Source organism: Rhodoferax sp., assembly GCF_034519335.1.
Classification (GTDB): Bacteria; Pseudomonadota; Gammaproteobacteria; order Burkholderiales; family Burkholderiaceae_C; genus Allorhodoferax.
Map to the genome: position 1 here is coordinate 56,802 of NZ_JAXHOL010000003.1, position 24,073 is coordinate 80,874.

At 61.5% G+C, this 24,073-nt stretch carries 27 protein-coding genes; 9 read left to right on the top strand and 18 right to left on the bottom strand.

The window, feature by feature from the left end:
- Positions 1-19: 19 nt before the first annotated feature.
- Entirely contained in the window at positions 20-1,183 is a 1,164-nt protein-coding gene (locus tag U5O12_RS04135) for an acyl-CoA dehydrogenase family protein (RefSeq protein WP_322577418.1), read from the bottom strand.
- Between the two features lie 124 nt (positions 1,184-1,307).
- Here U5O12_RS04135 and U5O12_RS04140 point away from each other — a divergent pair, with 124 nt between their 5' ends.
- The 7 genes from U5O12_RS04140 to U5O12_RS04170 all read left to right on the top strand — a co-directional run bounded on the left by U5O12_RS04140 (position 1,308) and on the right by U5O12_RS04170 (position 7,706).
- Positions 1,308-2,513, top strand: a complete 1,206-nt coding sequence (locus tag U5O12_RS04140; RefSeq protein ID WP_322577419.1) for an acetyl-CoA C-acetyltransferase — start codon at positions 1,308-1,310, stop codon at positions 2,511-2,513.
- Between the two features lie 69 nt (positions 2,514-2,582).
- The gene (locus tag U5O12_RS04145; RefSeq protein WP_322577420.1) at positions 2,583-4,742 is read left to right on the top strand and encodes a 3-hydroxyacyl-CoA dehydrogenase NAD-binding domain-containing protein; all 2,160 of its coding nucleotides are present in this window, start codon (positions 2,583-2,585) and stop codon (positions 4,740-4,742) included.
- 12 nt (positions 4,743-4,754) lie between these two features.
- Positions 4,755-4,904 carry a hypothetical protein gene (locus U5O12_RS04150; RefSeq protein WP_322577421.1) on the top strand — a complete coding sequence of 50 codons (150 nt, stop codon included), beginning with the start codon at positions 4,755-4,757 and terminating at the stop codon, positions 4,902-4,904.
- A complete protein-coding gene (locus U5O12_RS04155) occupies positions 4,895-5,665 on the top strand; it encodes an esterase/lipase family protein (protein WP_322577422.1) in 771 nt (256 codons plus the stop codon). The genes U5O12_RS04150 and U5O12_RS04155 overlap by 10 nt, the downstream gene beginning before the upstream one ends.
- Positions 5,665-6,489: a metal-dependent hydrolase gene (locus U5O12_RS04160; RefSeq protein WP_322577423.1), complete on the top strand. Its 825-nt coding sequence runs from the start codon at positions 5,665-5,667 to the stop codon at positions 6,487-6,489. The genes U5O12_RS04155 and U5O12_RS04160 overlap by 1 nt, the downstream gene beginning before the upstream one ends.
- A gap of 9 nt (positions 6,490-6,498) precedes the next feature.
- On the top strand, positions 6,499-7,113 hold the full coding sequence (locus U5O12_RS04165; RefSeq protein WP_322577424.1) for a chromate transporter: 615 nt from the start codon (positions 6,499-6,501) through the stop codon (positions 7,111-7,113).
- The gene (locus U5O12_RS04170; protein ID WP_322577425.1) at positions 7,110-7,706 is read left to right on the top strand and encodes a chromate transporter; all 597 of its coding nucleotides are present in this window, start codon (positions 7,110-7,112) and stop codon (positions 7,704-7,706) included. Before U5O12_RS04165 ends, U5O12_RS04170 begins: the two co-directional genes overlap by 4 nt.
- Before the next feature lie 81 nt (positions 7,707-7,787).
- Here U5O12_RS04170 and U5O12_RS04175 read toward each other — a convergent pair whose 3' ends face one another.
- The 7 genes from U5O12_RS04175 to U5O12_RS04205 all read right to left on the bottom strand — a co-directional run bounded on the left by U5O12_RS04175 (position 7,788) and on the right by U5O12_RS04205 (position 12,946).
- A complete protein-coding gene (locus tag U5O12_RS04175) occupies positions 7,788-8,369 on the bottom strand; it encodes a hypothetical protein (RefSeq protein ID WP_322577426.1) in 582 nt (193 codons plus the stop codon).
- A gap of 629 nt (positions 8,370-8,998) precedes the next feature.
- Positions 8,999-9,490 carry a hypothetical protein gene (locus U5O12_RS04180; RefSeq protein WP_322577427.1) on the bottom strand — a complete coding sequence of 164 codons (492 nt, stop codon included), beginning with the start codon at positions 9,488-9,490 and terminating at the stop codon, positions 8,999-9,001.
- Positions 9,491-9,501: 11 nt separating this feature from the next.
- Positions 9,502-9,852: a hypothetical protein gene (locus tag U5O12_RS04185; RefSeq protein WP_416221441.1), complete on the bottom strand. Its 351-nt coding sequence runs from the start codon at positions 9,850-9,852 to the stop codon at positions 9,502-9,504.
- Between the two features lie 32 nt (positions 9,853-9,884).
- A complete protein-coding gene (gene rlmB, locus U5O12_RS04190; protein WP_322577429.1) occupies positions 9,885-10,664 on the bottom strand; it encodes a 23S rRNA (guanosine(2251)-2'-O)-methyltransferase RlmB in 780 nt (259 codons plus the stop codon).
- Between the two features lie 43 nt (positions 10,665-10,707).
- Complete coding sequence (locus U5O12_RS04195; RefSeq protein WP_322577430.1) at positions 10,708-11,076, bottom strand: 2OG-Fe(II) oxygenase; 369 nt, start codon at positions 11,074-11,076, stop codon at positions 10,708-10,710.
- A 77-nt stretch (positions 11,077-11,153) separates the two neighbouring features.
- Complete coding sequence (locus U5O12_RS04200; protein ID WP_322577431.1) at positions 11,154-12,146, bottom strand: IS30 family transposase; 993 nt, start codon at positions 12,144-12,146, stop codon at positions 11,154-11,156.
- A gap of 110 nt (positions 12,147-12,256) precedes the next feature.
- On the bottom strand, positions 12,257-12,946 hold the full coding sequence (locus tag U5O12_RS04205) for an ABC transporter ATP-binding protein (RefSeq protein ID WP_322577432.1): 690 nt from the start codon (positions 12,944-12,946) through the stop codon (positions 12,257-12,259).
- On the opposite strand from U5O12_RS04205, the gene U5O12_RS04210 reads away from it, so the two are divergent.
- Complete coding sequence (locus U5O12_RS04210; RefSeq protein ID WP_322577433.1) at positions 12,945-13,586, top strand: arylesterase; 642 nt, start codon at positions 12,945-12,947, stop codon at positions 13,584-13,586. The genes U5O12_RS04205 and U5O12_RS04210 overlap by 2 nt on opposite strands.
- A 6-nt stretch (positions 13,587-13,592) precedes the next feature.
- Complete coding sequence (gene mnmH, locus U5O12_RS04215) at positions 13,593-14,648, top strand: tRNA 2-selenouridine(34) synthase MnmH (RefSeq protein ID WP_322577434.1); 1,056 nt, start codon at positions 13,593-13,595, stop codon at positions 14,646-14,648.
- Between the two features lie 58 nt (positions 14,649-14,706).
- On the opposite strand, the gene U5O12_RS04220 is transcribed toward mnmH, so the two are convergent.
- The 10 genes from U5O12_RS04220 to hflX form a co-directional block, all read right to left on the bottom strand.
- Positions 14,707-14,889, bottom strand: coding sequence for a hypothetical protein (locus U5O12_RS04220; RefSeq protein WP_296470801.1), 183 nt, complete (start codon positions 14,887-14,889; stop codon positions 14,707-14,709).
- Positions 14,890-14,898: 9 nt separating this feature from the next.
- Positions 14,899-15,753, bottom strand: a complete 855-nt coding sequence (locus tag U5O12_RS04225; protein ID WP_322577435.1) for a DUF2189 domain-containing protein — start codon at positions 15,751-15,753, stop codon at positions 14,899-14,901.
- Between the two features lie 89 nt (positions 15,754-15,842).
- Positions 15,843-17,048 carry a PLP-dependent transferase gene (locus tag U5O12_RS04230; protein ID WP_322577436.1) on the bottom strand — a complete coding sequence of 402 codons (1,206 nt, stop codon included), beginning with the start codon at positions 17,046-17,048 and terminating at the stop codon, positions 15,843-15,845.
- Positions 17,049-17,133: 85 nt separating this feature from the next.
- Entirely contained in the window at positions 17,134-17,658 is a 525-nt protein-coding gene (locus U5O12_RS04235; RefSeq protein WP_322577437.1) for a phosphoribosyltransferase, read from the bottom strand.
- Between the two features lie 77 nt (positions 17,659-17,735).
- Positions 17,736-19,112, bottom strand: a complete 1,377-nt coding sequence (locus U5O12_RS04240; protein WP_322577438.1) for an adenylosuccinate synthase — start codon at positions 19,110-19,112, stop codon at positions 17,736-17,738.
- A gap of 11 nt (positions 19,113-19,123) precedes the next feature.
- Positions 19,124-20,272 (bottom strand): ATP phosphoribosyltransferase regulatory subunit, encoded by a 1,149-nt coding sequence (locus U5O12_RS04245; RefSeq protein ID WP_322577439.1) that lies wholly within the window; start codon positions 20,270-20,272, stop codon positions 19,124-19,126.
- 54 nt (positions 20,273-20,326) lie between these two features.
- A complete protein-coding gene (locus U5O12_RS04250; protein WP_322577440.1) occupies positions 20,327-20,518 on the bottom strand; it encodes a DUF2065 domain-containing protein in 192 nt (63 codons plus the stop codon).
- Between the two features lie 3 nt (positions 20,519-20,521).
- Positions 20,522-21,424, bottom strand: coding sequence for a protease modulator HflC (gene hflC / locus U5O12_RS04255; protein WP_322577441.1), 903 nt, complete (start codon positions 21,422-21,424; stop codon positions 20,522-20,524).
- A 10-nt stretch (positions 21,425-21,434) separates the two neighbouring features.
- Positions 21,435-22,808, bottom strand: coding sequence for an FtsH protease activity modulator HflK (gene hflK / locus U5O12_RS04260; protein WP_322577442.1), 1,374 nt, complete (start codon positions 22,806-22,808; stop codon positions 21,435-21,437).
- Positions 22,809-22,847: 39 nt separating this feature from the next.
- Positions 22,848-24,050: a GTPase HflX gene (gene hflX, locus U5O12_RS04265; RefSeq protein ID WP_416221442.1), complete on the bottom strand. Its 1,203-nt coding sequence runs from the start codon at positions 24,048-24,050 to the stop codon at positions 22,848-22,850.
- Between the last annotated feature and the right edge of the window lie 23 nt (positions 24,051-24,073).

The window sequence follows — 24,073 nt, forward strand, 5'->3', positions numbered from 1 at the left end:
GAACCCTGCCCCGCGCGGCTTATTTGCCGCCCAAGCCCATGGACCGCGTGATCACCTCTTTCATGATCTCGTTGGTGCCGCCGTAGATGCGCTGCACGCGAGCGTCGGCATAGGCGCGGGCGATGGGGTATTCCCACATGTAGCCGTAGCCGCCAAACAGCTGGACGCACTCGTCCATCACCTTGCACTGCAGGTCGGTGGTCCAGTACTTGGCCATGCTGGCGGTGGCGGTGTCGAGTTGGTCCTGGCAGATCAACTCACAGCATTTGTCCACAAACACGCGGGCTACCTGCACCTCAGTTTGCAGCTCGGCCAGCGTGAAACGGGTGTTCTGGAAGGCCGCCACCGGCTGGCCAAACACCTTGCGCTCTTTCACATAGTCCACCGTCCAGTCGATGGCGGCCTGCGCAGAGGCCACCGCGCCCACGGCAATCTGCAAGCGCTCCCAGGGCAGCTGCTCCATCAGACAAATGAAGCCACGGTTCTCGTGTGCCTTGCCGCCCAGCAGGTGCTCCGGCCCCAACTTCACGTTGTCGAAGAACAGCTCAGAGGTGTCTTGCGCCTTCATGCCCACCTTCTTGAGCCGCTTGCCCACGCTGAAGCCGGGCATGCCGCGCTCCACCAGCATCAGGCTGGTGCCCTTGCCGCCGGCAGCGGGGTTGGTCTTGGCCACCACAATGACCAAGTCCGCATGCCAGCCGTTGGTGATAAAGGTCTTGCTGCCGTTGAGCAGATAGCTGCCGTCCGGCTGTTCCAGAGCCGTGGTCTTGACGCCTTGCAAGTCCGAGCCCGCAGCGGGTTCACTCATGGCGATAGCACCCACCAGCTCGCCAGTAGCCAGCTTGGGCAGGTACTTGGCTTTTTGCTCTGGCGTGCCGTAGTGCAGGATGTAGGGCGCCACGATCTCGCTATGCAGGCCAAAGCCGATGCCGGTAAACCCGCCACGCGCCAGCTCTTCCATCTGGATCACGGAATACAGCTTGTCCGCTTCAGACCCGCCAAACGCTTCGGGCATGGACATGCACAAGTAGCCGTTCTCGCCGGCCTTGTTCCAGACCTCGCGGGCCACATAGCCCTGCTCTTCCCACTCGGCATGGAAGGGGGCAATTTCTTTTTCCATAAAGCGGCGAAAGCTGTCGCGGAAGGACTCGTGGTCGGGGGAAAACAGGGTGCGTTCGATCATGGGGTTTCCTCGGGTCTTAGGGGGTTATTTTTACAAAGCGTTTGCTTGGTAAAAAGAATATACTGCAAATCAGCCAACAAGGGCAGGCCCTGACCTGCACCCGAACAACCCGAGGAGACACCCCATGAGCGAAGCATTTGTGTTTGACGCAATCCGCACCCCGCGCGGCAAAGGCAAGAAAGACGGCAGCCTGTACGAGGTCAAACCCGTCACGCTGCTGGCCGGCCTGCTCACCGAGCTGCAGCAACGCAATGGCTTTGACACCGCCCGCGTGGACGACGTGGTGATGGGCGTGGTGTCCCCCGTGGGCGACCAGGGAGCCGTGCTGCCCAAAGTGGCTGCGCTGAAGGCGGGCTGGGATTTTCAGGCTGCTGGTGTGCAGATCAACCGCTTCTGCGCCTCCGGCCTGGAGGCGGTGAACATGGCGGCGCAAAAGGTGCGCTCGGGCTGGGAAGACCTGGTGGTGGCCGGCGGCGTGGAGAGCATGAGCCGCGTGCCGATTGGGTCAGACGGCGGCGCCTGGGCCATGGACCCCGAAACCAATTCGCAAACCCTGTTTGTGCCGCAAGGCATTGGCGCCGACCTGATTGCCACGCTGGAAGGATTTACCCGCGCCGATGTGGATGCCTACGCGCTCGAATCCCAACGCCGCGCCACCAAGGCGCAAGCGGCGGGCTACTTTGACGCATCCGTGCGACCCGTGAAGGACGCGCTGGGCCAGACCATTCTGGCGCGCGACGAGTTCATCAAACCCGGCACCACGCTGGAAGGCCTGGCCGGGCTCAAGCCCGCGTTTGCCGACATGGGCGGCATGGGTTTTGACGCCGTGGCGCTGACCCGCTACCCGCAGGTGGAGCGCATCCACCACGTGCACCACGCGGGCAACTCGTCCGGCATTGTGGACGGCGCAGCCGCCGTGCTGGTGGGCAACGAGGCCGCAGCCAAGGCGCACAACTTGACGCCACGTGCCCGCATCGTGGCCACAGCCCTGAGCGGCGCCGACCCGACCATCATGCTCACCGGCCCCATGCCCGCCACGCGCAAGGCGCTGGCCAAGGCCGGGCTGACGGTGGACGACATCGACCTGTTTGAAGTGAACGAGGCCTTTGCCGCGGTGGTGATGCGCTTCATGAAAGAGATGCGCGTGCCGCACGAGAAGGTGAACGTGAACGGCGGCGCCATCGCCATGGGCCACCCGCTGGGCGCCACGGGCGCCATGATTCTGGGCACGCTGGTGGACGAGCTGCACCGCCGCAAACTGCGCTACGGCCTGGCCACGCTGTGCGTGGGCGGCGGCATGGGCATTGCCACCATCGTCGAGCGGATTTAAGGCTTTTTAGGCCTCTAGCCCCCGTATCTATTGCGCAAGCAGCTCCTCATTTGATAGCAGGTATCGACCATGAAAACCATCCGTTATTCCCTGGACGCCGGCATCGCCACCATCACCTTCGACGAGCCCGACTCCCCCGTCAACACCATGTGCCTGCAGTGGCAGGAAGACATGGACGCCGTGGCCGCGCAGGTGCTGAAGGACAAGGACGCCATTCAAGGCATCCTGCTCGCGTCCGCCAAAACCACCTTCTTTGCCGGCGCCGACCTCAAGGCCGCCATGCGCCTGACGCCGGCCGACGCGCCGCGCGTCTTTGAAGAAATCGAGCGCGTGAAAAAAAACTTCCGCACCATCGAGACCCTGGGCAAGCCCGTGGTCAGCCTCATCAACGGCACCGCGCTGGGCGGCGGCTGGGAGGTGGCGCTGGTGGGCCACTACCGCATTGCCGTGGACGACAAGAAGACCCAGCTGGGCCTGCCCGAGGTGACGCTGGGCCTGCTGCCCGGCGCCAGCGGCGTGACCAAGATGACGCGCCACCTGGGCCTGATGGGCGCGCAGCCCTACCTGGTGGAAGGCAAGACCTTTAACCCCAGCGAAGCCAAAGGCCTGGGCCTGGTGCACGACCTGGTGGCGCCCGGCCCCGATGCCGCTGCAGAGATGAAAGCCAAGGCACTGGCCTGGATTGCCGCCAACCCCACGGCCCAGCACCCGTGGGAGGCCAAAGGCTACAAGGTGCCCGGCGGCCTGCCCTCCTCGCCCGCCGTGGCCGGCATGCTGCCCATTGCGCCTGCCGTCATCAAGAAAAACACCCGCGGCCTCTACCCCGCGCCCGAGGCCATCATCGCCTGCATGGTGGAAGGCCTGCAGGTGGACATTGAAACGGCCCTGCGCATTGAGAGCCGTCACCTGGCCAAGCTCATGTCCGGCACGCAAGCCAAGGCCATGATCAACACCTTCTTCTTCAACCTCAACGCCATCAAAAGCGGCCAGAGTCGCCCGGCCGGCGTGCCCCGCTTCAAGCCCGCCAAGGTGGGCCTGCTGGGCGCCGGCATGATGGGCGCGGGCATTGCCTACAGCCAGGCCAGCAAAGGCATAACCACGGTGCTGAAAGACGTGAGCCAAGAAAAAGCCGACTTGGGCAAAAGCTACACCGCCAAAATTACCCAAGCCCGCGTGGACAAAGGCCGCATGAAGCCCGAGGCACAACAAAAGATCCTGGACCTGATCCAGCCCACCGGGAGCGTGGACGACCTCAAGGGTTGCGACCTGATCATCGAAGCCGTGTTTGAAAACCGTGAGCTCAAGGCCAAAGTCACCCAAGAAGCCGAACCGCAGTTGGCGCCCGGCGGCTTCTTTGCCTCCAACACCTCCACCCTGCCCATCACCGGTCTGGCCAAGGCCAGCCGCGATGCCAAGAAGTTCATCGGTATCCACTTCTTCAGCCCCGTCGACAAGATGAAGCTGGTGGAAATCATCAAGGGCAAAGAGACGGACGAAGAGACCGTGGCCCGCGCCTACGACTATGTGCAGGCCCTGGGCAAGTTCCCCATCGTGGTGAACGACTCACGCGGCTTCTTCACCAGCCGGGTGTTTGGCACCTTTGTGATGGAGGGCGCGGCCATGCTGGGCGAAGGCATTCCCGCTGCAGCCATCGAGAACGCCGGCATCCAATGCGGCATGCCCGTGGGCCCGCTCGCCGTGCTGGACGAAACCGCCCTAACACTGAGCCTGCATGTGATGGACCAGACCCGCAAGGACTTTGAGGCCGAGGGCAAAACTTATGTGGCCACGCCGGGCGAGCTGGTGGTGGAAACCATGGTCAAACGACACAATCGCCCCGGCCGCGCGGGTGGTGCGGGCTTCTATGCATACCCCACCGAAAAGGGCGCCAAGAAGTTCTTGTGGCCCGAACTCAAAGGCCTGTTCGAGAAAGCCGATGCCCCCTGGAACATCACCGACCTGAAAGACCGCCTGCTCTACCGCCAGGCCGTGGAGACCGCGCGCTGCCTGGCCGAGGGCGTGCTGACCAGCGTGCATGACGCCAACATTGGCTCCATCTTCGGCATCGGCTTTCCGGCCTGGACTGGGGGCGCCATGCAGTTCATCTACGGCATGGGAGTCGACACCTTTGAGGCACGTGCGGCCGAGTTGGCAGCCCAATTTGGCCCGGGCTTTGCTTTGGGGGATGATGTGAAGGCGGCCATCCGCCGCCATCAACCCCAGTACTGAAGAGATCGCTCCATGCTTGCCCAACTGCTGCGCCGTATTTTGCTGGTCCAAACCCTGGCGGGTGCAGCGCTGGGCTACTGGCTGCTGGGGCTTGGGGGCTGGGGTGCCATGCTCGGTGCCACGTGCTGGTGCCCTGCGGTGGCCGGGCCACCATGCTGCTGACGGATGTGCTGACCGCCCTGATCACCCGCAGCCCCGAACCCTGGCGCGACTGGTGGCGCGCACTGGGTGGAGAAATGGTGGCGGGCGTGGTGGTATTTTTGCTACGCCAACCGTGGGAGCGCCGTGCGCCCCGCTACCAGGCTGCGACCGGCAGCACCCCGCGGGTGCCAGTGGTGCTGGTGCACGGCTACCTGTGCAACCACCGCATCTGGGACACCACGGCCGCCCAATTGCGTGCCCAGGGCCACGCCGTATTTGCCGTGGACCTGGAGCCGGTGTTCACGTCCATCGACGACTACGCGCTCATCGTTGAATCTGCGGTCACCAGCGCACTGCTCAACAGCGGGCAGACCCAGGTGGCGCTGGTCGGCCACAGTATGGGCGGCCTGGCGATCCGGGCCTGGATGCGCAAACACGGCACCGAGCGTGTGGCCCGCGTGCTCACGCTGGGCACCCCGCACCAGGGCACAAAACTCGCCAAAGGCAGCGGCACCCCCAATGGCCTGCAAATGCTGTGGGGCAGCCCCTGGCTGGCCACACTGGCCCAGGAGGAGGATGATGCAGTTCGAGGCCTGCTGCGCATTGCCATTACCCCGCAAGACAACATTGTTTACCCGCAGCGACCGCAAACCCTGCCCGGCATCACGCCCACGGTGTTCCCCGGCATTGGCCATTTGCAAATGTGCCTGGACCCGGACGTGAACGCCTGGGTGCTGCGCGAACTGGCAGACTTGCCGCCTACCCTGGATGGAGCCCCGTGATGACTGACCTCGTGGTTCGCAAACTGCTGATCGACCTGAGCACGCCCTTTGCCGTGCGTTGGAATGGGGGCGATGCCTTTCGCTCTGCGTTCTTCAACGCACTGTCGATGAGTTTTCCGCTGGGCGAGCAGTACTTCATGGATTCGGTGCGCGCCGGGCTCAAGACCCTGCCCGAAGACCAGCGCGAACGCTTCGCCGCCGAGGTGCAGGGCTTTGTGGGCCAGGAGGCCACCCACCGCCGTATCCACAGCCTGTTCAACGGGCACCTGGAAACGCAAGGCTTTACCAACACGCTGGAGCGCCGCGCCGCCAAACGCATGCAGGCCAGTGCGCACATGGACGTGCGTGTGCACGTGGGCGCCACCGCGGCCACCGAACACCTCACCGCCATCTTTGCCGACTGGATGCTGGCCCACCCCGAAGCCTTGGAAGGCAGCGAAGACCGGCTCAAAACCCTGTGGCTCTGGCACAGCGCCGAAGAGAGCGAACACCGCAGCACCGCGTTTGACGTGTACCACGCCATTGGCGGCAACCACGAGTGGCGGCTACGCCTGTTCCGCTACATCACCTTCACATTTTTTGCCGATGTAACGCGCCAAACCATTCGCAACCTGTGGCACGACAAGGCGCTGTTTCGCTGGAGCACTTGGCGCAGTGCAGGTCGGTTCTTGTTCGGCAAGCACGGTTTTATTTCCAGCAACCGGGCGCAGTGGCGCGCCTACCTGCGCGCGGATTTTCATCCGCGCCAGCAAGACGGCACACGGTCGGAACAGTGGCTGCGCGACAATAGCGCCCAGTTCACTGTGGTGGGGCAACCCACCTAAACCGCCTGCATGTCCCCCAGCATTCCACCCGCCACTCCTCCTGCTCCGCGCCCGGCGCCCCGCTCCAAAACTGATTTGTTTGTTTCGTTTTCGCTGCTCGCCCTGCAGGGCTTTGGCGGCGTGCTGGCCGTGGCCCAGCGCGAGCTGGTGGAGCGCAAGCAGTGGCTCACCGCCGAAGAGTTTGTCGAAGACTGGGCCGTCGCCCAAATCCTGCCCGGCCCCAATGTGGTCAACCTCTCGCTCATGCTGGGCGACCGCTACTTTGGCTGGCGCGGCGCGCTGGCCGGTGTGGCGGGCATGCTGAGCTTTCCACTCATCTTGGTGCTCTTGCTGGCTGCGGCCTTTGCCGGTGTGGCCGACAACCCGCAGGCCCAGGGTGCGCTGCGCGGCATGGGCGCGGTGGCGGCGGGCCTCATCATCGCGGCGGGCCTGCGCCTGGTACCCGCCCTTAAGAGCAATGTGATGGGTTTGGGTGCCTGCGTGGCGTTGATGGCCGCCACCTTTGTAGCCGTAGCCCTGCTGCGCGTGCCCTTGCTTTGGGTGCTGCTGGGTATTGGAGGGCTGGGTTGCGTTTGGGCCTATGTGTGCTTGGGCCGCTTGGCCGCCAAGAAGGAGGCCCCATGAGCATCACCCTGACCGCCGCCCAGTGGCTGGAACTGTTCATGCACTTCGCCTCGCTGTCGCTACTGGCCGTGGGCGGCGCCATCACCACCGCGCCCGACATGCAGCGGTTTTTGGTGGTGGAGCAAGGCTGGCTGGATGCCGAGCAGTTCAGCAACAGCATCGCCCTCGCCCAAGCCGCGCCCGGCCCCAATATCTTGTTTGTGCCCCTGCTGGGCTGGTCCATTGGCCTCAACGCGGCAGGCGGCCTGGGTGCGGGCTGGTACGGCGTGGCGCTGGCCATGCTGGGCGTGTTCTTGTCCATGCTGGGCATCATGCTGCCCAGCAGCATCCTCACCTTCACCGCATCACGCTGGGGTCACCGTAACCGGGAGATGCGCGCCGTGCGCGCCTTCAAACAAGGCATGGCCCCGCTGGTCATCGCCCTGCTGGTTGCCACCGGCTGGATTCTGGCCGCCAACCACAAGGCCGACACCCACCACCTGGCCCTGTGGGCCGTGACCGCGGTAAGCACCCTGCTGGTCTGGAAGACCCGCATTCACCTGCTGTGGCTATTGGGTGCGGGGGCGATTGCGGGGTGGATGGGGTGGATTTAGGTATCAACAGTCTGCTCGATGCAGTCCTCAGCAGAACTAATGAGCGATCATTTCAGATCCTAAACTAGGCCAAGTCGCAATTTATTGAATTGACATTGAACGCCAATAATCCTTAAATAATTGAGAACAAGTGAGATCGTTCCTTAGTTGTACGCAATCCACTGGTGTTTCTGCATACTGGCTCAACTCCTCTGTAACGATTGTTTTGTCGGAATCAGAAAGACCCAATGCCGTTCCATATATTTTTCGAGAACCCAACGGCGGCAATCCACTCGGCGTATTAAATAGTAGTTGCATATTCAATTGGTGGTATGCAAAACCTAGAAAAACGATTCGATGGCACTTGCTCATTAACTCGCGAATACGCCTTATATGGCTGGCCGAATTGTCAGTACCTTCGGTAAAAGTCTTGATTTCTCTCGAAATTTGCAGAAGCTGCTCAGCTTGTACAGTTGCACCAAAAGCAGCTGCCGTACCGGCTCCTAAACCAGGTAGTGCGCCTACCACACCATATGGATGATGTATCTCCACTTCTTTTAATAGTTCCAAAGCCTCGGGCTCATCAATCGTGTAATAGTTTTGTAATGCCTGAAGCAGGAATACTTCAACACAGCGGTCATAGTTGAAAATTATTAAAGCTACCTTCTTTAGGCGCTCTCGCAAATCAACTTTTTTGCAGTTTTCTGTAAGAAGTTGGAAAAACGAGTTATGCCAAGTATTTGCTAGGGCCTTGAAGTTGATTCCTTCGTTCCGCTTGAATGAGGCTACTTTGAGTTTAGAACCCGACTCCGCTGCTAAAACTGAGGCTGAGGGGGGGGGGGGGAGGGGGGGGGGGGGGGGGGGGGGGGGGGGGGAGGGGGGGGGGGGGGGGGGGGGAGGGGGGGAGAATTACCAAGCTTTCCTGCCACTTCAACGAATGGATCATCGCTTCGGGCATCGATAAAGTTATCAATCGAGATCGCTTGGGGCATGGCATCACGAATCTTCCAGCATGTGTGCAGATATGAATTTATATCCCGCCGTTGCTCCTGACGTGTGAGAAGACGGAATACGTTTGTAATAGTTTGATTTCCGCTAACTTGCGAGTAGCCATCCGAAAATCGAATATCCAACTCCCTCGCAATTTTCTCCTTCAACTCATCGCCAGTTGGTAAGTCAAGCTCTTTACTGGCACCTGCACCAAGAACAAAAACAGTTTTCTGTTTTATTGACATAGTTTCTCCACCCCCCTAAGAATCAACCAATACAGCCACATAGCCCAATTTCAAGCTTAGCTAAAGTCTTAGCTATTACTACTGTGCATAAGCCATTAAAGAAGCTATACCAAAGGAAAGTATGGCTGCCCATTTCAATGTGGCACAAAGCCCCGCGATGTAATACAAGACAAATGCGCACGGAAGTGTCAGAACATCTCCCCCGGTCAACCCCCAGTGGAGCACGTTCTCCCCCGCGTCCCACACTGCCGCCAGCGGCAACAACAGGGCCACCCAGCGCAGAGGCATCTGCTGCGCCAAGGGTTCAAAGAAGCGAGTGCGCGCCACCGCCAGATAACCTGCCGCGCCGTAGCTCAGCAGCATCAGCCCGTCGAAGGCCAAGTGGTTGCGAAAGCGTTGCACGCCTTCGGGGCCCCAAGCATGCAGCACCTGGGTAAAGGCTTCGGGGGTGAAAGTGAGCTGCAGCGCTACCACGCTGGGCTGCAGCGGAGCCAGGTACACGCCCAGCCCGATAAACAAGAGCACGCAAGCCACAGCGGCCAGTTTCAGGGGCGCGGTGGATGCGGGCATGACGGGCGCGTTTAACGGGGGTTCTCGAAGAAGATGTAGTTGGAGCCGAAGTCGCTGATTTCGAAGTACACCTTCTTCTCACCAGGGTCGGCCTGCATGTTCAGGTTTTCGTCCAGCACGCCGTAACCAAAGCGGTAGTTGCGCGGCTTGCCGTCGTCGGTGCCCATGGCGGTGCTGAGTTTGTCGATTTTGAGGAAGCGGCGCACCAGCTTGTCACCGGCATAGAACTCCAGCACGCCGTCGGTACCGGTCCAGTTCTGGATATCGCGGCTGATCTTGTTTTGTTGCTCCTGGGTGCAGGCGCTCAGAAGAAAAGTAGCCACAACGCCCGCCAATATTGCGCGAGCAGCTCCCGATTTCATAGCAATCATCATCACTCCCGGATTGAACACGCTTATTTGGAAGCCGCAGTGCGCTGGCGCAGCGCCTCGTAAAGGCACACGCCGCTGGCCACCGACACGTTCAGGCTCTCCACCGCGCCCTGCATGGGGATGCTGACGAGCTGGTCGCAGGTCTTGGCGGTGAGCTGGCGCATGCCGTCGCCCTCGGCGCCCAGCACCAGGGCCACGGGGCCTTTGAGGTCTGCTTGGTACAGAGTGCCAGTGGCCTGGTCGCTGGTGCCGATGATCCAGATGTTGCGTTCTTTCAGCTCGTTGAGCGTGCGCGCCAGATTGGTCACCATGAAATAAGGCACGGTCTCGGCCGCTCCGCTGGCCACCTTGGCCACGGTGGCGTTGATGCCGGCCGCGTGGTCTTTGGGGGCGATCACGCAGTGCGCGCCCGCGCCATCGGCCACGCGCAGGCAGGCGCCCAGGTTGTGCGGGTCAGTCACGCCGTCCAGCACCAGGATCAGCGGGTTGGTGCGTTCCGCCACTGGCAGCTCGGCGTTGGCAGCTTCCAGGCTTTCCAGCAGCTCGTCCAGCGAATGGACTTGCTTGATCTCTTGCACGCGGGCGGCCACGCCTTGGTGGCCGTGGCTGCCGGCAATCTTGGCCAGGCGCATGCCGTCGGCCTCGACCACGCGGATACCGGCCTCAGCCACTTTCTCCAGAAACTGGCGCATGCGTGCGTCGCGGCGCGTGGGCTCGTAGAAGATTTCGATGATCGATTGGGGGGCGGTCTTGAGGCGCACGCCCACGGCGTGAAAGCCGAAAAGAACTTTGGGGGATGACATGCCCCGATTATCGGGCCTGGGGGGCCGAGGCGCCCTGCCCGTTTTAACGCCGCACCCAGCCCAGTGACAGCACATAGCGGCTGCCGCCCACCACGCGGGTCACGCTGTGCTCGCAGGCATCGGGGCGAAACAGCTTGATGCGGCGGCTGGCGTAGATGGGCGTGGCACACACAAACTCGCCGCCCGACGGGGACGACTTGAGCACGATGTTGAGCCGGTAGTGGCGCCCGGCCTGCACCGGGTCGGTGTGCGGCGGGATCTCGGAGCCGTCGGGATAACGGATCAGATAGCTGTCAAAGGGCAGCGGCCAGCGTGCGGTGAGCAGCAGCATCTTGTCGTAGCCCGTGCCCTGGCGGCCGCGCTGCCAGCGGAAGGCCGTTTGGAGGTACTTGCGTACACCATTCCAGGTCACAAAGGCGCCATGTATGCTACGTTTTCAGGAGCTGTTCGCGCAATATCCACGGGCTATAGAGGCCAAAATCTTGATTTCTAGTTCGAATCGCGACATTGGTTGCGCAGGCCCGAGAGTACCTCAGCAGGGGTTTTGAAGCCCAAACAGGCGCGCGGTCTTGAGTTGAGCAAACGCTCAATGCGGGCAATTGAAGCTGGCGTTTGCAGACTCAATGGCTCGCCCTTTGGGATGAACTGGCGTATCAGTCCTATGGTGTTCTCATTGGTACCACGCTGATTGGGCCGCTGCGCATCACACACGTACAAACGCTCGTGCTCAACCACTGTGTGTAACTTGGCGAACTCACTACCCCGGTCAGTGGTGATGCTCAAAACCGGCCAGCGCGCATCACCCAACAGACGTTGGTGCACTGCAACCGCAGTCGTTTCTGGCAATCCGTTATCTAGCAAGACCAGCCTGGTGTATCGGCTACTGCGCTCCACGCACACCAGCAAGCGGGCCTTGTAACCCCCGCGCATGCCCATCATGGTGTCTATCTCCCAATGCCCCACCTGCAGGCGCTGGCGCACCTGGAGCGGGCGTTGAGCGATGGGTTGCACCGAGCGAGCCCAGCCGAACACGCTCAGAGGCCCTGTCTTGCACCGACGGTTGGGACGGGCACGCCGCAGAGGTCGATCATCTCGCTTGGGCCACACCCGGGCAGCCCATGCATAAATGGTCTGCATGCTGGGCATGTCAGGACTACTGCAAGCCGGTGCCAAGGATGCTGTGAACTGCGCGCGCCCTGCAATCTGCTGAGGCGACCAGTAAGACTGGGTCATTGCTTTGCGCACATGCTTCCACACTGCAGGGGTGTAGCGTGGAGCATTGGCGGCACAGCGTAGGGCGCAGCCACTGCGATGACTCTGGGCGCGTTGGGCGTTGTAGGCACCTTCGCATCGTGTCAGTTCACGGTAGATGGTGCTGCGGTGACGGCCCAGGCGTAGCGCAATCTGGCATTTGCTTAAATCCTGTTCAAGCCAGGCTTGAATCTGGTAGCGTTCACTTGGGCTGAGGTGGTTGTGGGTCATTGGCAAACCTGTCGGTGTAGGAACCAAAAGGCTAACCAATTCACTCCATCCTCAGCCCTTCGTACTGCGCTCAGAGGTGTCGCAATTCGACTTGGAAATCAAGAAATAGCTTAAACCTCAGCCACCGGCTCTGCCACCACCCGGCCTGCCTCGATGGTGATGCGGCGGTCGCAGCGGGCGGCAATGCCGCGGTCGTGGGTGACCAGCACCAGGGTCGTGCCCTGTTCGCGGTTCAGGTCAAACATCAGTTCCATGATTTTTTCGCCCGTCGCAAAGTCCAGGCTGCCGGTGGGCTCGTCCGCCAGCAGCACGGCGGGTTTGACCACAAAGGCCCGCGCCAGCGCCACGCGCTGCTGTTCGCCACCGCTGAGCACCTTGGGGTAGGCGTTGAGCCGCTGCGACAAGCCCACGCGGGCCAGCATCTCGGTGGCAGCGCTGCGGGCATCTTTGCGGCCGTCCAGCTCCAGCGGCAGCATGACGTTTTCCAGCGCGGTGAGGTTGCCCAGCAGCTGAAAGCTTTGGAACACAAAACCCACCTGCTTGGCGCGCAGCGCGGCGCGGGCGTCTTCGTCGATGGCAAAAATATCCTGTCCGGCCAAGCGCACGGTGCCGCTGGTGGGCGTGTCCAGCCCGGCGATGATGGAGAGCAATGTGCTCTTGCCCGACCCGGATGCTCCGACGATGGCCGCGGTCTCGCGGGCTTTGAGTGCAAAATCAATGTCGCGCAGGATCTCCAGCGTGCCGGTGGAATCAGTCACCGCCTTGAAAACATGCTCAACCGAAATGATGGAATCAGACATGGGGCTCTCTGTAGTTCGACGACACTGTATCGCGCTGTTTATTGTGGCGGGATTTGCAGGGGCTTCTGTGGCCCAGCCCAAGCCCCACACCATCTTGGTGGTGGGCGACTCGCTGAGTGCCGAATACGGGCTCAAACGTGGTACCGGCTGGGTGGCACTGATGGAGCAACGCCTGGCCAAAGAAAGCCCGCAAACCAAGGTGGTCAACGCCAGCATCAGCGGCGACACCACCTCGGGCGGCCGCTCCCGCCTGCCCGCGCTGCTGGCCCAGCACAAGCCCACGGTGGTGGTGATTGAACTGGGTGGCAACGACGCCTTGCGCGGCCTGCCACTGGCCATGACGCAAGACAATCTGCAAGCCATGACCCAAGCCGCCCAGGCCGCTGGTGCCAAGGTGCTGATTGTGGGCATGCAGGTGCCACCCAACTACGGGCAGGACTACACCAAGCGCTTCAGCGACACCTTTGCCACGGTCGCCAAGGCCAACAAGGCTGCTTTGGTGCCGTTTTTGCTCAAGGGCGTGGCGGATGTGCCCAACGCGGCCAAGCTGTTCCAGGCCGACCGCATCCACCCCAACGAGTCGGCGCACCCGACCATCCTCAACACCATGTGGCCCGCCGTGCGCGCGCTGCTGCGCTAAGGCCGTATGAGTTTGAAATTGATGCCGGCCGCCCAGGCCCTGGCCCAGCTGGACCAGTTTGACGCGGTGATTGATGCGCGCAGCGAGGGGGAATACGCACTGGACCACCTGCCTGGTGCGCAAAACTGGCCCACGCTGCACGACGACGAGCGTGTGACCGTAGGCACCCTGTACAAGCAGGTCAGCCCGTTTGAAGCGCGCAAGCTGGGCGGTGTACTGGCGGCGCGCAATATCGCCAGCAACATCGAAGCCAATGCCCTGGACAAGCCCAAACATTGGGCGCCCCTGACCTACTGCTGGCGCGGTGGTCAGCGCAGCGGGTCGCTCAGCCTGGTGATGGACCAAATCGGCTTCAAGGTCACGCTGGTGGAAGGCGGCTACAAAGCCTTTCGCGCCGCCATGCTGGAGGACATTCCGCTGCAAGCCCAGCGCCTGCACTTTGAAGTGGTGTGTGGCACCACGGGCTGCGGCAAGACGCGGTTATTGCATGCGCTGGCGGCCGAGGGTGCGCAGGTGCTGGACCTGGAAGGCCTGGCCAACCACCGCAGCTCCCTCTTGGGTGCCGTGCCCGGCCTGCCCCAGCCCACGCAAAAGCGTTTTGACACGCTGGTGTGGGACACCTTGCGAAAATTCGATGCCGCCCGCCCCGTGTATGTGGAGAGCGAAAGCAAAAAGATTGGCAACCTGACGCTGCCCAGCGCCCTGGTGGAGCGCATGCACAACAGCCCCTGCATCCAGCTGAGCCTGCCCACCGAAGAGCGCATTGCGCTGCTGCTGGAGGACTACCACCACCTGGTGCAGGACACCGCCTACTTCTGCCAACGGCTGGACGTGATGGCCGAGTTCCGTGGAAAGGTGGTGGTACAGGGCTGGAAAGACCTGGTGGCAGCAGGCGACTTCCGCCCCGTGGTGCAAGACCTGCTGACGCAGCACTACGACCCGAGTTACCTCAAGTCCATGCAAAACAACTTCCGCCATTTCGGCACGGCGCGCAGCATCACCGCCAGCGACCGGTCGGCAGACGCGATGCGCCAGCTGGCGCAGGCGCTCTTGGCGCCCTGACAAATAAGGAAGGTGGGCGGAGCGGCGCTAAAGGCCCAGACCGCTCAATGCAGTTGGCTCAGGAGGCTTCGCCAGCGGCGTCGCCTTCTGCGGGCGTGCCGGGTTCAGCATCGGTCTCGTCGTTTTCGGGAGCGTCACCGGTCAGTTTGCGCTCGGCCTTGCTCTTGAGCTTTTCTTCTTTTTTCTTTCGCTTGGCCAGTTCTTTCTGACGCTTTTCGTAACCGTAATTGGGTGTTGCCAAGATGTACTTTCAGTTTGTTGGGGCCACTGTAACATCTCCAGGCCACTGTACGGCTCCTCGGTAGGCATGCCAACTGGCGTGCCCCAGCCACGGCCCCACCACCAGCAGCCCCAAACTCCAGGGCAGCAGCATGGCCAACACCACCAGCGCGGTGAGCAGCAGCCCCCACAGCACCATCACCGCGGTGTTGTGGAACACCACTTCCAGGCTGGTGATGGCGGCGGAGATGGCGTCGGTATCGCGGTCCAGAATCATGGGGATGGAGACCACCGCCGTCGAGAAGACCAACATGGCAAACGCGCCACCCACCGCCGCATAGGCGGCCACAAACTCCCAGTTCTGCGGGTTGAATACGGCCTCCAGCACCCCGGTGGTGGACGGCATGCCGGTATTGAAGAACACGGCAAACACCACCAGCGACGCCCTGCCCCACAGCAGCTCCAGCACCACCAGCACCAAGACCAGCAGGCCCATGCTGCCGAGATGGCGGTCCCAGCAGGTAACCGAAGCCCCCAGCTCCGGGGTGATACCCAGTTCGCGCCGACGGCTCACTTCGTACAGGCCCATGGCCAAAAACGGCCCCACCAGCAGGCAGCCCGAGGCGATGGACATGGTGTATTCGGGCTTGGAGCGAAACACTGCGGCCAGCACGATGGCCATGGTGCAAAACGCCACGCCGTAAAAGGCGGCGATGCCAGGGTGGGCCAGCAGGTCGGCAGCGCCTTTGCGCAGCCAGACGAAGGGCTGGCCCCAGCCCAGCGCAACAATGGTCTTGCGCGGAGCGTCTGAAGGCGGCGGCACATAAGGCTGCGCCATTACGGGGAGGCTTTGCTCGGGAGACTCTGGCGGGTTCGAGGGCTGCATGGCCACAGCTTAAAGTCGCGCTGGTCCCTTGCCTACTGAGGAAAACACGCAGATGCCAGGCTACGCCGTGGCATCTACGCGGGTTTGGTTCAGCGCAGCACGTTCAGCGCTTGCGCAATGTCGGCCTGCAGGTCAGCCACGTCTTCCAGGCCAATGGAAAAACGTACCAAGGTGCCGGGCAGCAAATGCGCTGGCCAACCGCTGCGCATGGTTTCCAGCTCGTAGGGAACCACCAGGCTGATGGGCCCGCCCCAGCTGTAACCCAGGCGGAAGAGCTGGAGGGCATCACAAAACGCATCGGTCTGCGCCTGGGTGAACCGCTTGTCCAGAATGACGCTGAACAAGCCGGCTGCCGTGCCCTCGGCACCACCGCACAGGGCTTTCCAGTGCGCGTGACCGGGAGACTCTTCAAGCGCCGGGTGTAGCACCTGCACAAACTCGGGCTGCGTCTGCGCCCAGGTCGCCAGCGCGCGGGTGGCTGCGTCGTGGGCGCGGTAGCGCAAGGCGATGCTGGGCAGGGAGCGCAGTACCAGTTCCACATCGTTCATGCCCACACCAATGCCAAAGCGCATGTGGGTGAGCTTCAGCTTGAGGTGCAAGCCAGCGTCGCGCGTGATGACGCTGCCCATGAGCACGTCACCGCCACCGCTGGGGTATTTGGTCAGCGCGTGGGCGGACACATCGACACCCACGGGCGGGCTTGCGCCAGGCACCAGGTCAAACGGGCAAAAGGCCAAGCCTGCACCCCAGGTGTTGTCCAGCGCGGTCAGCACCTTGCGGCGCTGGCAGATGCGCACCATCTCCACCAGATTGGGGAACTCCAGCGACACCGAGCCCGCTGCCTCCAGCCAGACCAGCTTGGTGCGGCTGGAGATTTGTGCCTCCAGGTCCTCGGGGTCCATGGGGTTGTAGTACTGGTGCGTGATGCCCCAGCCCATCAACTCGCCCTCCACCAAAGACTTGTTGGGACCATACACGTTGTCGGGCAACAGCACTTCGTCACCGCTCTTGAGCAGCGACAAGGCGACCAGACCCAACGCAGCCAAACCGCTGGGTACCAGCAAGCACTGCTTGCCACCTTCGAGCGTGGCCAGGCGTTCTTCCAGCGCGTAGCTGGTCGGTGTGCCGTGCAGGCCGTAGGTGTAGGCGGACTTGTCTTTCCACTCGCGGCTGCGCATGGCGGCCACGGTCGGAAAGAAAACCGTGGAAGCCTTGAAAACACCGGGCTGCGGCGCTTCAAAGCCCTCGGGGGGAACGTAGGGGTGGTGGATGAGGCCGGTTGTCGGGTGCGTCATAGCAATTCGCCGCCGGGCCGCCCCAAGGCGAATACGCCCCCTTGGGGGGCAGCGACCCGCGTAGCGGCGGAGCGTGGCGGCACGGTCACACGGACCATTTTTGGATCAGCTGTTGGGGACGCAGGGAGTCATAGCCCTCAAAAGGCTGGTGAATCCAGGGGTTGGTGGGCAGGAACTCGACCGAGTAGTCAGGCGTGAAGGTGCTCAAGGCCTTGGTCCAGATCACGGCGCTGCGCAGCTCGGTGATGGGCGAATAGTTGTTCCTGAGCTGGTGGATCACTGCGTTGAGCGTATGGCCCGAATCGGCAAGATCGTCCACCAGCAGCACCTTACCGGCAATCTCGCCCTTGGGCGTGGTGATGTAACGCGCAATGTCCAGGTTGCCTTGCTGCGTACCGGCTTCGGCGCGATAAGAGCTGGTGGACATGATGGCTAGGGGCTTGTCAAAGACGCGCGACAGGATGTCTCCTGGACGCATGCCGCCGCGGGCCAGACACAGAATGGTGTCGAACTCCCAACCCGACTGGAAAATCTTGATCGCCAGTTTCTCGATCAGGTTGTGGTACTCGTCGTAACTCACATAGAGGTGCTTGCCGTCTTCTGTCAACATCAGAATACTCCTAATTTTATAGCTGCTTACGCAGCATTTACGGGGGCTAGAGGGCTATTTGACTTAAAAACGGCAGATCAATCGGCCAGGTAGGGGTGGCGCATCATGATGGTGTGATCGCGGTCGGGGCTGGTGGATACCATGTGAATGGGCACGCCAGTGACCTGTTCGATGCGCTGCAGGTACAGGCGCGCGTTAACGGGCAGTTTGTCGTACTGCGTCACGCCCACCGTGCTGTCGCTCCAACCCTCAATCACTTCGTAAATGGGTTTGCAGCGCGCGATGTCATCCGCACCCATGGGCAGGATGTCTACGGTTTCGCCATCGAGTTCGTAGCCGGTGCACAGCATCAGCTCTTTCAGACCGTCCAGCACGTCCAGCTTGGTGATGCACAGACCCGACAGGCCATTGACTTGCGCGGAACGCTTGAGCAAGGCAGCATCGAACCAGCCACAACGGCGCGAGCGGCCTGTGGTCACGCCTTTTTCCGCACCAATGGTGCTCATGTGGTAACCGGGGGTGCCTTTCACTTCCCAATCCAGCTCGGTGGGGAACGGTCCGCCGCCCACACGGGTGCAGTAGGCCTTGGTGATACCCAGGATGTAGTGCAACATGCCCGGGCCCACGCCCGCGCCCGCAGCGGCGTTGCCAGCCACGCAATTGCTGGACGTCACATATGGGTACGTGCCATGGTCCACATCCAAGAGCGTGCCCTGCGCGCCTTCGAACAGCAGGTTGGCACCGTGGGCGTGTGCATCGTTCAATTCGCGCGACACATCGGCCATCATGGGCTTGAGCAGCTCGGCGTGGCGCATGGCTTCGGCGTACACCGGGTCGAACTGCACTTGGCCGTCCTTCATGTAAGGTGCCAGCGTAGGGCCGAAATCGAACGCAGCAGAACCCAGATAGCTGGTCAGCACATGGTTGTGCAGGTCCAGCAGTTCGCGCAACTTGGCGGCAAAACGCTCGGGATATTTCAGGTCCTGCACGCGCAATGCGCGGCGGGCAATCTTGTCTTCATAGGCCGGGCCAATGCCGCGACCCGTGGTACCGATCTTGGCGGTTCCGCCCTTTTCGCGGAAGGCTTCGCGGGCCACGTCCAGTGCGGCGTGGAATGGCAAGATAAGCGGACAGGCCTCGGAGATGCGCAGGCGCGAACGCAGCTCCACGCCAACTTTTTCCAGGCCTTCGATTTCTTCAAACAGCTTGGCCGCCGACAGCACCACGCCATTGCCGATGTAGCACTTCACGCCAGGGCGCATGATGCCGCTAGGAATCAGGTGCAAGGCGGTTTTGACGCCGTTGATGACCAAGGTGTGACCGGCATTGTGGCCGCCCTGGAAACGCACCACGCCTTGTGCGCTCTCAGTCAGCCAGTCGACCAGCTTGCCCTTGCCTTCGTCGCCCCACTGGGTGCCCACGACCACTACATTTCGACCTTTGGTTGTATTCATTTCGCTCTGCTTTAAATTGCTGTTACGACCCACTGACCGGCGGTTTGCACCAATTCGCGGTCGCACTGAAACTCATCGACTTCACTCTCATGCCCCGGCAGGACACACACCACGGTTTCGCCCTGCTGGCGCAGCTGCGCAATGGCAGCACGCAAGACAGGCGCCTCGCCCCACGGCGCACGCACGGCAGCGCGCAAAGGACGCACCGCTGCGGCACCGGCCAGCATCTTCACATCGAGGCTAAAACCTACCGCTGGCCGCTTGCGACCAAACACCGATCCCACCTCGTCGTAGCGGCCACCACGCGCCAGCGCATCACTGGCACCAGCGGCAAATACCGAGAAGCGTGCACCGGTGTAGTAGGCGTAGCCGCGCAGATCTGCTAAATCAAAAGAGACACGCACACCGTCCAGATGGCCCGCCAGCCACTCCAGATTCGCCAACGCTTCGCGGATGCCGGGCTGATCTGGCAATGCGCTGCGGGCTTGCGCCAATACGGAGGCATCACCATACAAATCCACCAGCGCAAGCAGGCCCTGGGCCGTGGCAGCCGGGCAGTGCTGCACCAAGGCAGCCAGCTCGCTACGGTCCTTGGCTGCCAAGGCCGCGTGCACCTGTACCTGCTGGGCCGCGGTCAGACCTGACGGCGCCAGCAAAGCGTCAACGATTCGGGCATCGGCCAAGTCCACAGTAAGCGCACCAACGTCGGCAGACTTCAGCGCATCCAATGCGAGGGTCAGAATTTCGAGATCTGCCTCCAGCCCGGAGTGACCGTAGATTTCGGCACCGAACTGCAGCGGCTCACGCGTGGCGTGTGGCGCTGCGGGCCGCGTGTGCAGCACAGGACCGCAGTAACACAGGCGGGTCACACCACGGCGATTGAGCAAATGGGCATCAATACGGGCAACTTGGGGCGTGCTGTCAGCCCGCAGGCCCATCATGCGACCCGAGAGCTGGTCCACCAATTTGAAGGTTTGCAGATCGAGCGCCTCGCCGGTGCCCGAGAGCAGCGACTCCAGGTGTTCCAGCAATGGCGGCATGACCAGCTCATAGCCATAGCAGCGCGCCATGTCCAGCAGGTCTCGACGTATTTCTTCGATGTGGCGCGCTTCAGACGGCAGCACATCGGCAATGTGATCCGGCAGGACCCAAGCAGACATGGAATTTGAGGGGGCTGTTAAAACAGCGATTTTACCGGGCTTGGGGCCCGCTTTTCAGGGCAGCAGCCACCAAATCGTCAACAAGCCCAACAAGATGCTGGCCAATCCGAAAAAGCGGATCTGGCCATCGTTGAGTTGCAAGAGCTGGGTGAACATGCGCCGCCACCCGGTGGGTGACAGAAAAGGGAAAAGCCCCTCCACCACCAACACCAAGCCCAGCGCCACCCACAGGGTGTCGGCGCTCAAGGCTTACTTCTTGGCAGCACCGGCGCCACTACCGCCGTTGCGAAACACCTTGAAGAATTCGGAAGACGAAGGGTCCAGCACCATCACATCGCTCTTGTTCGCAAAGCTGGACTTGTAGGCTTCCAGGCTGCGGTAGAACTGGGCGAACTGCGGGTCTTTGCCAAAGGCTTCAGCGTAAATACGCGCAGCCTCGGCATCGCCCTCCCCCTTGATCTTCTGGGCATCACGGTAGGCATTGGCAATGGTGATTTCACGCTGACGGTCTGCGTCGGCGCGGATTTTCTCCCCTTCTGCACCACCGGTAGAACGCAGTTCGTTGGCAACACGCTTGCGTTCGGCTTCCATGCGGCGGTAGACCGATTCGGTGATGGCCTCCACATAGTCCACACGGGTGATACGCACATCCACCACGTCCACGCCCCAAGGCTTGGCGCCACGCACTTTGTCCAACACCTCGGTCTTCACATCGGCCATCAGCGCTTCCCGCTTGAGCGACAGCAGCTCCTTCACGGTACGCTTGTTGATCTCTTCCTGGAAGGCGTTACGCACCACACGGTTGAGCTGGCTAGCACCGGCACTTTCGTTCAGGCCCACATTGCGGATGTACTCGGTGGGCTCTGTAATGCGCCAGCGCACGTACCAATCGATCACCACACGCTGCTTTTCCGCAGTCAACATGGGCTCAGCGTCAGTGCTGTCCAAGGTCAGCAGGCGCTTGTCGATATAAGAGACATTTTGGAAAGGCGGAGGCAACTTGAAGTTCAAACCGGGTTCGGTGATGACTTCCTTGATCTGGCCCAAGGCGTAGACCACGCCAAACTGGCGCTGGTCCACCACAAACAAGGTAGAGCTGGCCAAAGCCAGTAACACCAGCAGCGAAGAGAGGATAAATCCAATGCGGTTCATGGTCGGGGTCCTAGCGGGAGTCGCGTTCGCGCGAGCGGGCAGCGTCACGGCTGCGTGCATCGTTGTTCAAAACGGGCGCTGCGGGTGCAGCTGGCTGTGCTGCTGCGGGGGACGATGCAGCGTCGCCCTGAGGCGCAGCGTTCATCTGAAGGATTTTGTCCAGAGGCAAATACAACATGCTGTTGCCTTGGCGGGACTCCACCAGCACCTTGGTCACATTGCCGTAAATTTGTTGCATGGTGTCCAGGTACATGCGGTCACGCGTGACCTGCGGCGCCTTCTGGTACTCGGCAAACACAGAGCGGAAGCGTTGGGCATCACCCTGGGCCTGCGCTACCACACGGGCCTTGTAGGCGTCTGCCTCTTCCTTGAGACGGGACGCGGAACCGACAGCACGCGGCACCACATCGTTGGCATAGGCCTCTGCCTCGTTTTTGGCGCGCTCACGCTCTTGGCCGGCCTTGAGCACATCGTCAAACGAAGACTGCACCTGCTCGGGCGGACGCACACCACCTTGCTGCAAGTTGATGCCCACAATTTCTACGCCCACTTTGTAACGATCCAAAATGGTTTGCATCAAGGCCCGAACACGTGGCGCGATTTGGTCGCGCTCTTCGGACAAGGCCGCATCCATTTTCATCTTGCCAAGCACCTCACGCACGGCCGTCTCGGCAGCTTGAACCACTGCGTCGTTGGGGTTCTTGCTCTCGAACAAGAAAGCACGTGCATCGCTCAGTCGGTACTGCACTGCAAACTTGATGTCCAAGATGTTTTCATCTTCGGTCAACATGGCGGACTCTTTCAGGCCAGTGGCCTTGAGCACCGTGTCGCGCCCCACGTCGACGGAACGGATCTGGCTCACAAACACCAGCTCATGCTTCTCGATGGGGTAAGGCAGACGCCAATTGAAACCCGCATTGACCGTCGATTTGTATTTGCCAAACTGGGTAATCACCGCTTGCTGGCCTTCCTGCACGATGAAGAAGCCTGTGCCAAGCCAGATCAAGGCAAGCACACCCAGAATCAAGCCCACACCAATGCCAGCACTCTTCATGTCGGGTTGAAAACCACCGCCAGACGCGCCACCGTTACCGCCGCGTGGCTTGGAGCCACCACCAAACAGGCCTCCGAGCTTGCGATTGAAGTCACGCCACAACTCATCCAAGTCTGGGGGACCGGATTGCGCAGCGCCCCGGCGGTCCGGCTGCGACTGGGGTGCAGCAGCGGGCTTGGGAGGATCGTTCTCGGGCGCCGCGCCTTCGGGGCGCTCAGAAGGAGCTGAGGCATCGTCGCCTCTGCCCCAACGGGAATCGTTCAGGTTGAACATATTGCGCATCCACTGGGGCCACGTGACCTTGGGGGGATTTGGCAGTGATAGTTTCATGGTTATGTCTCGCGTACTACAGCTCGGGATTGTGCCCAATTACGAACCAGCCCCATGGGGCTCAGGGGAATACTCATCAACGGAACTTGCTCCGGGAGCCGCGCTGGCTACGGACGCCAGACGCTGGCGTAGCAGTGGCATGCCCAGATTCTCGCGGGCGCTGACAAACACCCGCGGTGTTTGTACTCCGTGCAAATCGTAGGTGTCCTCCATGCGGACGGGCTGCAACTCGGCAGGCAAAGCATCCATCTTGTTAAACACCAGCAATTGGGGAATCTGGTCTGCACCGATTTCTGCCAGCACGGACTGCACCTGCGCGATCTGCTCGGTGTAATTGGAATTGGAAGCGTCGACCACGTGCAAGAGCAGGTCTGCGTCCACCGCCTCTTGCAATGTGGCCTGAAAGGCATCCACCAGCCCGTGCGGCAAATCTCGTATAAAACCGACGGTATCCGACAAAGACACAGAACGCTGCGCATCACCAAGATACAGCTGGCGCGTTGTTGTGTCCAAGGTGGCAAACAGCTGGTCTGCCGCATAGGCTCGGGCTTTCACCAACGCATTGAAAAGTGTTGATTTGCCTGCGTTGGTGTATCCAATTAAGGAAATATTAAAAGCGTCACGACGCTCCCGCTGACGGCGCTGGGTTTGGCGTTGGCGCTTGACCTTGGAGAGGCGCTCTTTGGTGCGCTTGATGGTTTCGTCGATCATGCGACGGTCCAACTCGATCTGCTTTTCCCCAGGCCCGCCGCGAACACCTGCACCACCGGTCTGCCGCTCCAAGTGCGACCAGCGGCGAACCAGGCGAGTGCTGAGGTATTGCAGGCGTGCCAGCTCGACCTGCAACTTGCCTTCGTGGCTCCGCGCGCGCTGGGCAAAAATTTCGAGAATGAGGTAGGTGCGGTCATTGACCGGCAACTCCAGATGACGCTCCAAGTTGCGCTGCTGGCCAGGGCTCAGGCTTTGGTCAAACAGGATTTCGGTCGCGCCATGCTGCTGCGCCAAGAGCTTGATCTCATCCGCCTTGCCGGAACCGATGAACAAGGCAGCGTCGGGAGCGCGCCGTTTGCATGTGATACGGGCTACGGGAGTGAGCCCGGCGGTTTGGGCCAGTAAGCCCAATTCCTCCAGCTCGGAATCAAAGTTGGGCACACCCAAGTCGACTCCAACCAAAATGGTAGGAGCAACGATCGGTGAATTTCGGGGTGTCAAATGGGTCGGAGGCGTCTGGCCCAAACGCATGCTGCTGGGGCCCAAGCCCCAGT